The following is a 12,019-nucleotide window of genomic DNA, read 5'->3' on the forward strand; positions in this document are numbered from 1 at the left end:
ATGAAAAAAATCAGTTTACCGAAAATTGGCATTCGCCCGGTGATCGATGGACGCCGCATGGGGGTACGCGAGTCGCTGGAAGAGCAAACCATGAATATGGCGAAGGCTACCGCTGCGCTGATTACGGAAAAGCTGCGCCACGCCTGCGGCGCGCAGATCGAGTGCGTCATCGCCGATAGCTGCATTGCGGGGATGGCAGAATCCGCCGCCTGCGAAGAGAAATTCAGCAGCCAGAACGTCGGCGTCACCATCACCGTCACCCCCTGCTGGTGCTACGGCAGCGAAACTATCGATATGGACCCGATGCGGCCAAAAGCTATCTGGGGCTTTAACGGCACCGAGCGACCAGGCGCGGTTTACCTTGCGGCAGCGCTGGCAGCCCACAGCCAGAAGGGCATCCCGGCGTTCTCCATATACGGCCACGACGTACAGGACGCCGACGACACCTCCATTCCGTCTGATGTTGAAGAAAAACTGCTGCGCTTTGCCCGCGCCGGTTTAGCGGTCGCCAGCATGAAGGGCAAAAGCTATCTTTCCGTCGGCGGCGTATCGATGGGAATCGCCGGTTCTATCGTCGATCACAACTTCTTCGAGTCCTGGCTCGGTATGAAGGTACAGGCGGTGGATATGACCGAACTGCGCCGCCGTATCGATCAGAAAATCTATGATGAAAGCGAGCTGGAAATGGCGCTGGCGTGGGCGGATAAAACCTTCCGCTACGGCGAAGACCAGAACGCGCAGCAGTATAAACGTAATGCCGAGCAGAGCCGCGCGGTACTCAAAGAGAGCCTGCTGATGGCGATGTGCATTCGCGACATGATGCAGGGCAACAAGAAGCTGGCGGAAAAAGGACTGGTCGAAGAGTCGCTTGGCTACAACGCCATTGCCGCAGGCTTCCAGGGCCAGCGTCACTGGACCGATCAATACCCTAACGGCGACACCGCCGAAGCGCTGCTTAACAGCTCGTTCGACTGGAATGGCGTACGCGAACCCTTCGTTGTCGCCACGGAAAACGACAGCCTCAACGGCGTGGCGATGCTAATGGGCCATCAGCTGACCGGTACCGCCCAGGTGTTTGCCGACGTGCGTACCTACTGGTCGCCGGAAGCGGTAGAACGCGTCACCGGCCAACCGCTCACCGGGCTGGCGGAACACGGCATTATCCATCTGATCAACTCCGGATCGGCGGCGCTGGACGGCGCCTGCAAACAGCGCGATGCGGATGGCAAGCCAACCATGAAGCCGCACTGGGAAATCAGCCAGCAGGAGGCCGACGCCTGCCTCGCCGCCACCGAATGGTGCCCGGCGATTCATGAATATTTCCGCGGCGGCGGCTTCTCCTCCCGCTTTCTGACCGAAGGCGGCGTGCCCTTTACCATGACTCGCGTGAATATCATTAAAGGCCTTGGCCCGGTTCTGCAAATCGCCGAAGGCTGGAGCGTGGAACTACCGAAAGAGATGCACGATCGGCTGGATGCCCGCACCAACTCCACCTGGCCCACCACCTGGTTTGCGCCGCGCCTGACCGGTAAGGGCCCGTTCTCCGACGTCTACTCGGTGATGGCGAACTGGGGCGCTAACCACGGCGTGCTGACCATCGGCCACGTTGGCGCCGACTTTATCACTCTGGCGTCTATGCTGCGGATCCCGGTATGCATGCATAACGTAGAAGAGGCGAAAATTTACCGCCCGTCCAGCTGGGCTGCGCACGGGATGGATAGCGAAGGCCAGGATTACCGCGCCTGCCAGAACTACGGCCCGCTGTATAAACGTTAAAAATGCCTGATGGCGCTGCGCTTATCCGGCCTACGGATGATAACGTCTCCGTAGGCTGGATGAGGCGTTTACGCCGCCATCCGGCAACGTCTCGGGAGAGATTATGAAGAATGAAGTCATCCTGGTTCTCGACTGCGGCGCCACCAACGTCAGGGCGATTGCCGTTGATCGCCAGGGGAATATTATCGCCCGCGCCGCAACGGCTAACGCCAGCGATATCGCCGCAGAGAACAGCGCATGGCACCAGTGGTCGCTGGAGGCCATCCTGCAACGCTTCGCCGAGTGCTGTCGGCAGATTGGCGATGCGCTCTCATCCTGCACGGTTCGCGGCATCACGGTCACCACCTTCGGCGTGGACGGCGCGCTGGTGGATGAACAGGGCAAGCTGCTCTATCCGGTCATCAGCTGGAAATGCCCGCGAACCGCAGCGGTGATGGACAATATCGGCCGCTTTATGCCCGCGCAGCAGCTCCAGCAGATCGCCGGCGTCGGCGCATTTGGTTTTAACACCCTCTATAAGCTGATATGGCTGCAAGAAAACCACCCGCAGCTGCTGGAGCAGGCCCATGCCTGGCTATTCATCTCCTCGCTGATCAACCAGCGCCTGACCGGGGAATTCACGACCGATATCACCATGGCGGGTACCAGCCAGATGCTGGATATCCACCAGCGAGATTTCAGCGCGCAGATTCTGCAGGCAACGGGATTGCCGCGCCGCCTGTTTCCCCGGCTGGTGGAGGCGGGCCAGCAGATTGGTACCCTGCAAAACGATGCCGCGAAGATGCTGGGATTACCCGCCGGGATCCCGGTTATCTCCGCCGGGCACGATACCCAGTTCGCGCTGTTTGGCGCCGGCGCGGAGCAGGATGAACCAGTGCTCTCTTCCGGTACGTGGGAAATTTTGATGGTGCGTAGCGTTCAGGTGAATACGCCGCTGCTCAGCCACTATGCGGGATCGACCTGCGAACTGGATAGCCAGCCGGGATGCTATAACCCCGGTATGCAGTGGCTGGCTTCAGGCGTGCTGGAGTGGGTACGCCAGCTGCTGTGGACGCCAGAAACGCCGTGGCGCACGCTGATTGAAGAAGCGCGCGTCATTCCCGCCGGTTCTGAGGGGGTAAGGATGCAGTGCGATCTGCTCTCCTGCCGGAATGCGGGCTGGCAGGGCGTCACGCTGAATACCACTCGCGGCCATTTCTATCGCGCCGCGCTGGAAGGATTAGCCGAACAGCTGGCGCGTAACCTGCAAACGCTACAAAAAATCGGCCATTTTAACGCCAGCGAACTGCTGCTGGTCGGCGGCGGCAGCCGCAACGCGCTGTGGAATCAGATCAAAGCCAATACGCTCGATATGCCTGTCAAAGTACTGGATGACGCCGAAACCACCGTGGCTGGCGCCGCCATGTTTGGCTGGTACGGCGTCGGTGAATTCCACAGCCCTGAACAGGCCAGAGCGCAGGTGAGCTATCAGTATCGCTATTTTTACCCGCAAACCGAACCCGAACTGATTGAGGGAGTATGAGATGCTAAAAACGATTTCCCCGTTAATATCGCCGGAGCTACTGAAAGTCCTGGCGGAAATGGGGCACGGAGATGAGATCGTCTTTTCCGATGCCCACTTCCCGGCGCACAGCATAGGTCCACAGGTCATTCGCGCCGACGGTCTGCGGGTAAGCGACCTGCTGCAGGCGATTATTCCGCTGTTTGAGTTAGACAGCTACGCTCCGCCGTTGGTGATGATGGCCGCCGTGGAAGGCGACACCCTCGACCCGCAGGTCGAAACGCGCTATCGCGAGGCGCTTTCCGCCGCCGCACCCTGCCCTGAGATCGCCCGCATTGACCGCTTTGCTTTCTACGAGCGGGCGCAAAAAGCCTTTGCGATCGTTATCACAGGTGAGCGCGCTAAGTACGGGAATATTCTTTTAAAAAAAGGAGTAACGCCGTAATCTCATGCCGCAGCGCCCGTCTGGTGCGGGCGCTCAGCGAACGCCAGGGTGAGAAAAATGAAAGCGGCACGACAGCAAGCGATACTAGACCTGCTCATAAACCATAATAGTCTGACCACCGAAGCCTTATCGCTACAGCTTAACGTCAGCAGAGAAACCATCCGCCGCGATCTCAGCGAGCTTCAGTCCCAGGGAAAAGTACTGCGTAACCACGGTCGGGCAAAAGTCATTCACCGGCAAAGCCAGGACAGCGGCGACCCTTTTCATATTCGTTTAAAAAGCCACTATGCGCACAAAGCGGATATCGCCCGCGAGGCGCTGGCCTGGATAGACGAAGGGATGGTTATCGCCCTCGATGCCAGTTCCACCTGCTGGTACCTGGCTCGCCAGCTACCTGATCTCAACCTTCACGTTTTTACCAACAGTCAGCCGATATGCCAGGAGCTGAGCAAGCGAGAGAACATTCAGCTCACCTGCTCCGGGGGGACGCTTCAGCGTAAATACGGCTGTTACGTGAGTTCATCGCTTATCTCCCAGCTCAAATCGCTGGAGATCGATCTGTTCATTTTTTCCTGTGAAGGTATCGACAGCGGCGGCGCGCTCTGGGATTCAAATACGGTCAACGCCGAGTTCAAATCGCTGCTGCTTAAGCGCGCCTCGCAATCGCTTTTGCTGATTGATAAGAGCAAGTTTAATCGTTCAGGGGAGGCCCGAATTGGCCATCTGGATGATGTGACGCATATTGTTTCGGACGTGTCGCAGTCGTAACGGCTATTGCAGCGCCGGATAGCGGCTTAGAGCCTATCCCAATAGGCGTTATTGGTGCAGTCAGTTTGAACACGGACAGCGCGGAAGAACCGGAGCGTACACGTAGTACGTGAGGATTCTGAGCACTGCCCAGGTTCAAAATGGCAAACAAAATAGCCCTAATGGGATAGGCTCTTAGTGCCTTATCCGGCCTACAAAAGCGGCTAAACTAGCGTTCGTCGCGGCGACCGCCGACGGCAGCCCACAGGCGACGAACGTGAACCGTCACCTCTTCGCGATCGTGATACAGCTGGCGCGCCTGGATTTGCGCGTTGATGCCGTGCTCATCCAGCTGCTCCTGGATATAGGCCAGGTTGCGCGACAGCTCTTCATAGCGCTTTTTCATCGGCAGCTTAAGGTTAAAGATGGTTTCACGGCACCAGCCGTTCACCAGCCACTGCGCCATCAGCGCAGCCACTTTCGCCGGCTTCTCCACCATATCGCACACCATCCACGAGATGTTGTTGCGCGTTGGGCGGTACTTGAAGCCATCTTCGCGCAGCCAGGTCACCTGGCCGGTATCCATCAGGCTTTGCGCCATCGGGCCGTTATCCACCGAGGAGACCCACATATTGCGTTTCACCAGCTGATAGGTCCAGCCGCCGGGGCAGGCACCGAGATCCACGGCGTACATACCGTTCGCCAGGCGCTCGTCCCACTCATCCGCCGGAATAAAGACGTGAAACGCCTCTTCCAGCTTGAGAGTCGAGCGGCTCGGCGCATCGGCCGGAAACTTGAGGCGCGGAATGCCCATATAGAACGGTGAGTTGTTGTTAGACAACGAATAGCCGGTGTAGCAGCAGCCCGGCGCGATAAAGAAAACGTGCACCACCGGACGTTTTGTCGTTTCATAGCTGGTCAGCACGCCCGCTTCGCGCAGCGCAGCGCGCAGCGGTACCGTAAACTTGCGGCAGAACTTCATCAGCTCTTTGCTTTCGTTGGTATCGGCGACCTCTACGCGCAGCTCGCCGCCCTTTTCCACAACGCCCTGCAGCATACCGACGATTGGGGAAATCCTGTCCTCCGGCGGCAGATCGCGCAGCAGTTCGCCGACCACAAACATCTGGCGGGCAAATACCAGCGAGCTGAACGGCAGTTCGCGCACCAGCTTTTCGCCATCTTCAGCCTGATAGCACTCAAAAATCACATAGCCGGAGTCATCTTTGACCCGGGCAAAACCAAATACTTCAAGGCGCGAGGCCTTATCGGTAATTTCTGCTGCGCACTCTTTCTCAAACCCAGGGCGACAATAGAGGACAACTTTATTCATGAACAACGCCCTTACGTTTCAGACGAATTGCACCAATTAACATTAATACCCAACCGGCGAGGAAGCAGACGCCCCCTACCGGCGTAACGAACGCCCACAGGCGTAAATGCGATAGCGCCAGGCAGTAGAGGCTGCCGCTAAAAAGAACGGTACCAAGCGCCATAAAGACGCTGCTCCAGTAAAACCAGATGCTGATGCGGCGCTGCATCGCCACCGCCAGGCCAAAAATAGCCAGCGTATGGAAAGCCTGATACTGCAGGCCGGTGTGGATCCAGCCCATTTCCGCAACGCCCATCGTTTTACTTAAAACGTGCGCGCCAAACGCGCCCAAAGCCACAAAGATAAAACCGCTTATCGCGGCGAATATCAGCATAAAACGGCTGGTCATGTGTTTACCCTACGATGATTTATTGTTCATAACGAAAGCGAAATTTTTCTTGTTCATTAGCCGCTTTTGCCAGAATCCACTGGCGGAAGGCGGCTATTTTACCCAGTTCTGCCTGACTGTCATGACAAACGAGATAAAACGCATTCTTACTGACCAGAACATCATTAAACGGGCAGACCAGTCGGCCTGCCTCAATCTCGGACTGCGCCATCACATTGTTGGCCAGCGCGACCCCCTGTCCATGGATTGCCGCCTGCAGCACCATTGCGCTGTGGCTAAAAATAGGTCCCTGTTGAACATTGATATGGTTTAGACCCAGCTGACGGGTATAAGTTTGCCAGTCGCGGCGGGAAGCGTCGTGCAGCAGGGTATGTTGCGCCAGATCGGCAGGCGTTTTCAACGCTTTATCGCCGGTAAGTAAGAGCGGGGAACATACCGGAAGCAGATATTCGGCGTACAGTTTTTCCACGCGCAGCCCCGGCCAGTTGCCGCGGCCATAAAAAATCGCCACGTCGACATCGTCGGCCAGCTTATCTTCCTGGCGGTCCACCGCCTGGATTCTGACATCAATTCCCGGATAAGCTGAATTAAAGCTTGTCAGCCTCGGCACCAGCCACTGGATGGCAAAACTGGGGAGCATACTGACGGTTAAGGCCCCTTTTGCACTTCGGGCCTGAAGCTTGCGGGTCGCTTCGGTGAGCTGCGAAAAAATCTCTTTGATATCCTGAAAATAGCTCTGCCCCTCCTCCGTTAAAAGAAGAGAACGATTGCGTCGACGGAACAGCTTGAGGCCGAGGAAATCCTCCAGGGACTTGATTTGGTGGCTGACTGCGGCCTGCGTCACAAAAAGCTCATCGGCGGCGCGAGTGAAGCTAAGGTGGCGGGCGGCTGCATCAAAAACACGTAATGCATTCAGAGGTGGCAAACGCTTGGACATAGTTATTCTGGCTTAGATGTTAAGGCAATTTAACAAATAGGAAACAACAGTTAACCTATTAGTTTTTTTTATCTGAGCTATTATAATTTGTCCGTTGAGCTTCTACCAGCAAATACCTATAGTGGCGGCACTTCCTGAGCCGGAACGAAGAGCTTTTTTTGGAATGCGTGTTCCAACAAGCTTTTGGCTTACGGTTGTGATGTTGTGTTGTTGTGTTTGCAATTGGTCCGGGTTTGCGGACCATGGTAGCGAAGCTACCCCTTTTCACTTCCTGTACATTTACCCTGTCTGTCCATAGTGATTTAATGTAGCACCGCACTGCGCGGTGCTTTTTTTTGCCTGCTATACCTGAATCAGTTATCCAGCTCGCCCAGCTGTTTGACGTCAGAACGGTTAATCTGCTGCTTGTTACCCCAGGCATCTTTGTACGAAATCATGCCAGTATCATTGTCCGTTTGCGGTTTACCGTCGGTGACGATGGTGCGCCCATCGTTAGTGTGCATCACGTAGTTAGAGGAACAGGCGCTCAGGCCAAAGGTCAGCACACAGGCAGAAATAATGGCGGCAGTCTTATTCATTTTCATCTTTCTCTCCTTACGACTATTTATACTGTTTATGATTCGTTCTGTACCAGGTTAAAACACAAACCCAACACTATTTAGCATAACCATCTTTCACGCCGGCGAATTCATATTCAGAAAATTCCAGTAGTTAGCAGAAAACTTGTATCACCCGCTGATTTGCGCGACGATCCTGGTATCGATACGAGGAGTCTCATGAACGCATTCAACCCCGCCCAATTTCGCGCTCAGTTTCCGGCGCTGGCCGACGCTGGCGTCTATCTTGATAGCGCAGCGACGGCGCTCAAGCCGCTGGCGGTCATTGAGGCCAGCGACCAGTTCTATCGCCTCAGCGGCGGTAACGTCCACCGTAGCCAGTTTGCTGCCGCCCGGCAGCTAACCGACCGCTATGAAAACGCGCGCGAACGCGTGGCGGCGCTGCTCAACGCCCCTTCCGGCCAGGATATCGTCTGGACGCGCGGCACCACTGAAGCCATTAACATGGTGGCGCAATGCTACGTGCGCCCGCGCCTGAAGCCCGGCGATGAGATTATCGTCAGCGAAGCGGAACATCATGCCAATCTGGTGCCGTGGTTAATGGTTGCAGAGCAAACCGGCGCGAGGATAGTGAAGCTACCGATCGCTCCCGATCGCCTGCCGGACGTGGCCGCGCTTGGCGCCCTCATCACGCCGCGCAGCCGGGTGCTGGCGATTGGCCAGATGTCCAACGTCACCGGCGGTTGTCCGGATTTGGCGCAGGCGATTCGCCTGGCCCACGATGCCGGGATGGTGGTAATGGTCGACGGCGCGCAGGGGGCGGTGCATTTCCCGGCGGACGTTCAGACGCTGGATATCGACTTTTATGCTTTTTCGGGCCATAAGCTCTACGGGCCGACCGGCATCGGCGCGCTGTATGGCAAAAGCGAACGGCTGGCGGAGATGTTGCCGTGGCTCGGCGGCGGTAAAATGATCGCCGAAGTCACTTTCGACGGCTTTAAAACCCAGCCCGCGCCCTGGCGCTTCGAAGCGGGAACGCCCAATATCGCCGGGGTGATTGGCCTGAGCGCAGCGCTGGAGTGGCTGGACGAGACGGATATCGCACAGGCGGAAAACTGGAGCCGTGGGCTGGCGACGCTGGCGGAAGAGGAACTGGCGAAACGTCCGGGATTCCGTTCATTCCGCTGCCAGGACGCCAGCCTGCTGGCGTTTGATTTTGACGGCGTTCACCATAGCGATATGGTGACGCTGCTGGCGGAATCGGGGATTGCGCTGCGCGCCGGTCAGCACTGCGCTCAGCCGCTGCTGGCGGCGCTTGGCGTCAGCGGTACCCTGCGGGCCTCATTCGCGCCTTATAACACGCAGGACGATGTTTACGCGCTGGTGCACGCCGTGGACCGCGCTCTGGAAATACTGGTGGATTAATGACGACTTCTCACCCTTTTGGTACCCGCGTCACCGAAGCGACCCTTCTCCAGACGTTTACCCCGCTCAGCCAGTGGGAGGATAAATACCGCCAGCTAATTTTACTGGGTAAGCAGCTCCCTGCGCTGCCGGACGACCTCAAAGCGCGGGCCAAAGAGATTGCCGGTTGTGAAAACCGCGTCTGGCTGGGACACTTCATTGACGTCGACGGCAAGCTGCATTTCTTCGGCGATAGCGAAGGCCGTATCGTACGCGGCATGCTGGCGGTGCTGTTGACCGCCATTGAAGGCAAAAGCGCCGCTGATCTGCTGGCGCAGGATCCGCTGGCGCTATTTGATGCGCTGGGGCTGCGCGGCCAGCTGAGCGCCTCGCGCAGCCAGGGGCTCAACGCCCTGAGTGAGGCGGTGCTCGCCGCCGCCCGCGAGGTTGAGGTTTAAGCTCATCCCGGGGGCGGCGCTTGACGCGCCTTGTCCGGGCTACGGGTTCGTGCGGTTTTGTCGCCCGGACAGGTGCGCAGCACCGCCTCCGGGGAATTGTCTTGTAGCCCGGGTAAGGCGCCTGCGCCGCGACCCGGGAATTTACGCCGTCTGCCGCTCCGCCTTCGCCAGCATTTTCTTCAGCGCATGGGAGACGGCGACAAAGCCAAAGGTTGCGGTTACCATCGTCGCGGCGCCAAACCCGGATGCGCAATCCATTCGCTTCGGCCCCTCAGCGGTGCTTTTCATCGCACAAACGCTGCCGTCCGCCTGCGGATAAACCAGCGCTTCGGTGGAAAACACGCAATCCACGCCGAGCTTACCTTTGCTGTTCTTCACCACCCCAAACTGGCTCTTCAAACGCTCACGCAGCTTTGCCGCCAGCGGATCCTGGATGGTTTTCGCCAGATCGGCGACCTGGATTTGCGTCGGATCGATTTGTCCGCCCGCGCCGCCGGTGGTGACCAGCGGCACCTTATGGCGACGACAGTAAGCGATTAACGCCGCTTTCGGGCGCACGCTGTCGATGGCATCGATCACATAGCTAAAGCCAACGCCCAGATACTCGGCGACGTTTTCCGGCGTGATAAAATCGTCCACCACCGTCACCCGGCACTCGGGGTTAATCAGGCGAATGCGTTCCGCCATCACCTCGGCTTTCGCCAGACCTACGTTGCCGCCAAGGGCGTGGATCTGGCGATTGGTGTTGGTCACGCAGACATCATCCATATCGATGAGGGTAATCGCGCCAATTCCGGTTCTCGCCAGCGCTTCCGCCGCCCATGAGCCTACGCCGCCGATGCCGACCACGCAGACGTGCGCGTCGGCAAAACATTGCAGCGCCTTTTCACCATATAAACGCGCCGTGCCGCCAAAGCGCTGGCGCCAGGCATCGCTAATTACAACAGACATATAACCTCAAAATAAGTGGACATTCCCGGGTCGCGAGGCAAGGGCCTTACCCGGGCAACAAAATCAGCCATCGTTCCGGGAAATATTCCCGGATTACGTCGTCAATGGCTTATTCAGGCGACCGTAGCCCCGGTAAGCGCAGCGCGACCGGGGAAAATGTGAGCACTAGCCGCTAAAGACGTTGCCTGCGCCCGGGGCGTTTTTCAGCACCCATACGCGGCCATAGTGGTTATACCAGCCGGCACGGTGCCCGGCATCCGGGCCAATGCCCTGGTAAATATCGAAGTGCTGGCCTTTAATCGCCCCGCCAACATCAAGTGCCACCATTAAACGCAGCTCGTACTGGCCGTTAAACTTACCGTTATTATCCAGCAGCGGCACCTCCGCCAGCAGCGTGGTGCCTGCAGGAACAATGGAACGGTCGGAGGCCACCGACGCGCGACCGATCAGCGGCACCGCGCTGGCGCCTTTCACCGGCGCGAAGGACTGCGGTTTAAAGAAGACGAACGACGGGTTCTGCTCCAGCAGCTCGCGGACTTCCGCCTCGCTGTGCTTTTCGCCCCATTCGCGGATTGCCTGCATCGACATATCTTCGCGCTTTACTTCCCCGCGGTCGATCAGCACTTTACCGATGCTGTAATAGGGCCAGCCGTTTTTCCCGGCATAGCTAAAGAAGTTCAGCGGCGAGCCGTCGCCAAAATCAATGTAGCCGCTGCCCTGCACGTCCATGATGAAGTTATCCATCAGCGAGTTGCTGTAGGCCAGGATGTAGTTGTCGCTCAGAGCCCCGGCGTAGATGCTGGCGCGAGACGGCAGCTTGCCGCGCTTCGGCGGCATCCGGTAAATCGGATACTGGAACTCGCCCTGGCGAGTATGGCGCGCCTGAACCACGGGCGTGTAGTAGCCGGTAAACTGGACGTTACCGTAGTTATCCGTTCCCTGCATCTGCCAGGCGTCGATACCAAACTGGCTCAGCGTACGGGTATCGCCGCCGGAACGCAGCCACTCCTGAACCGCATTGTAGACGTTGCTCTGGCTGGTATAGAGGCGCGGAGAGGCGCTACGAATCTGTCTCACCTGCTCGGAGAAATCGCCGGCGTTGATCGGCGAACCTACCGCATCAGGTTGGTTAACCAATGAAAACGGCTGGGTGAGTTTACCTTCATTATACTGCTGACCGCGATCGGTCGGTTTTGAGGAACAGGCGGCCAGCATTGCCAGCATTGCGCCTGTTACTGCATATTTTGCCCAACGTCCTTTCATGGTATCTCTTCTTTATGCTGCTAAGCCCGGGTGCGTGATGAAGATAACAAACCCCCAGGGCTAATGAAATGCGCTTAGGTACCGCAAAGGCAATTTTGCGCAAAAAATAGGCTGGAAGTGATTCTATATGCACCATTTTTTACAAAATTGATGATTTCTGCCAAAAAGGGTTGCATCAAAACGTTAGCGGAGTATAGTGCGCTTCCACGGACGCGGGGTGGAGCAGCCTGGTAGCTCGTCGGGCTCATAACCCGAAGGTCGT

General features: G+C 57.5%; 12 protein-coding genes. 6 read left to right on the forward strand and 6 right to left on the reverse strand.

Annotated elements, in window-relative coordinates; translation table 11 throughout:
* The 4 genes from fucI (at position 1) to fucR (ending at position 4,490) form a co-directional block, all read left to right on the forward strand.
* Positions 1–1,776 (forward strand): L-fucose isomerase, encoded by a 1,776-nt coding sequence (gene fucI / locus IAE27_RS14615; RefSeq protein ID WP_023321544.1) that lies wholly within the window; start codon positions 1–3, stop codon positions 1,774–1,776.
* A 103-nt stretch (positions 1,777–1,879) separates the two neighbouring features.
* Positions 1,880–3,298, forward strand: a complete 1,419-nt coding sequence (gene fucK / locus IAE27_RS14620) for an L-fuculokinase (protein ID WP_064370261.1) — start codon at positions 1,880–1,882, stop codon at positions 3,296–3,298.
* Position 3,299: 1 nt separating this feature from the next.
* Positions 3,300–3,722 carry an L-fucose mutarotase gene (gene fucU, locus IAE27_RS14625; protein ID WP_154022856.1) on the forward strand — a complete coding sequence of 141 codons (423 nt, stop codon included), beginning with the start codon at positions 3,300–3,302 and terminating at the stop codon, positions 3,720–3,722.
* Between the two features lie 57 nt (positions 3,723–3,779).
* Positions 3,780–4,490 carry an L-fucose operon activator gene (gene fucR, locus IAE27_RS14630; RefSeq protein WP_004105071.1) on the forward strand — a complete coding sequence of 237 codons (711 nt, stop codon included), beginning with the start codon at positions 3,780–3,782 and terminating at the stop codon, positions 4,488–4,490.
* Positions 4,491–4,698: 208 nt separating this feature from the next.
* On the opposite strand, the gene rlmM is transcribed toward fucR, so the two are convergent.
* The 4 genes from rlmM to IAE27_RS14650 all read right to left on the reverse strand — a co-directional run bounded on the left by rlmM (position 4,699) and on the right by IAE27_RS14650 (position 7,702).
* Positions 4,699–5,799: a 23S rRNA (cytidine(2498)-2'-O)-methyltransferase RlmM gene (gene rlmM / locus IAE27_RS14635; RefSeq protein ID WP_004114964.1), complete on the reverse strand. Its 1,101-nt coding sequence runs from the start codon at positions 5,797–5,799 to the stop codon at positions 4,699–4,701.
* Positions 5,792–6,187, reverse strand: coding sequence for a DUF423 domain-containing protein (locus IAE27_RS14640; protein WP_004105073.1), 396 nt, complete (start codon positions 6,185–6,187; stop codon positions 5,792–5,794). Before IAE27_RS14640 ends, rlmM begins: the two co-directional genes overlap by 8 nt.
* Positions 6,188–6,206: 19 nt before the next feature.
* On the reverse strand, positions 6,207–7,124 hold the full coding sequence (gene gcvA / locus IAE27_RS14645; protein WP_004114967.1) for a glycine cleavage system transcriptional regulator GcvA: 918 nt from the start codon (positions 7,122–7,124) through the stop codon (positions 6,207–6,209).
* A 353-nt stretch (positions 7,125–7,477) separates the two neighbouring features.
* Positions 7,478–7,702, reverse strand: coding sequence for a YgdI/YgdR family lipoprotein (locus tag IAE27_RS14650; RefSeq protein ID WP_024274638.1), 225 nt, complete (start codon positions 7,700–7,702; stop codon positions 7,478–7,480).
* Positions 7,703–7,900: 198 nt separating this feature from the next.
* Between IAE27_RS14650 and csdA the strand changes: the two genes are divergently transcribed.
* Positions 7,901–9,106, forward strand: coding sequence for a cysteine desulfurase CsdA (gene csdA / locus IAE27_RS14655; protein ID WP_004114970.1), 1,206 nt, complete (start codon positions 7,901–7,903; stop codon positions 9,104–9,106).
* Positions 9,106–9,543, forward strand: a complete 438-nt coding sequence (gene csdE / locus IAE27_RS14660) for a cysteine desulfurase sulfur acceptor subunit CsdE (protein WP_004105080.1) — start codon at positions 9,106–9,108, stop codon at positions 9,541–9,543. Before csdA ends, csdE begins: the two co-directional genes overlap by 1 nt.
* 141 nt (positions 9,544–9,684) lie before the next feature.
* Here the strand turns inward: csdE and tcdA are convergent, their stop codons facing one another.
* Positions 9,685–10,494 carry a tRNA cyclic N6-threonylcarbamoyladenosine(37) synthase TcdA gene (tcdA, locus tag IAE27_RS14665; protein WP_004105082.1) on the reverse strand — a complete coding sequence of 270 codons (810 nt, stop codon included), beginning with the start codon at positions 10,492–10,494 and terminating at the stop codon, positions 9,685–9,687.
* Between the two features lie 165 nt (positions 10,495–10,659).
* Positions 10,660–11,757, reverse strand: coding sequence for a murein transglycosylase A (gene mltA / locus IAE27_RS14670; RefSeq protein WP_004105083.1), 1,098 nt, complete (start codon positions 11,755–11,757; stop codon positions 10,660–10,662).
* Positions 11,758–12,019: the final 262 nt, after the last annotated feature.

This window comes from Klebsiella sp. S69 (assembly GCF_016516145.1).
GTDB lineage: Bacteria > Pseudomonadota > Gammaproteobacteria > Enterobacterales > Enterobacteriaceae > Klebsiella > Klebsiella oxytoca.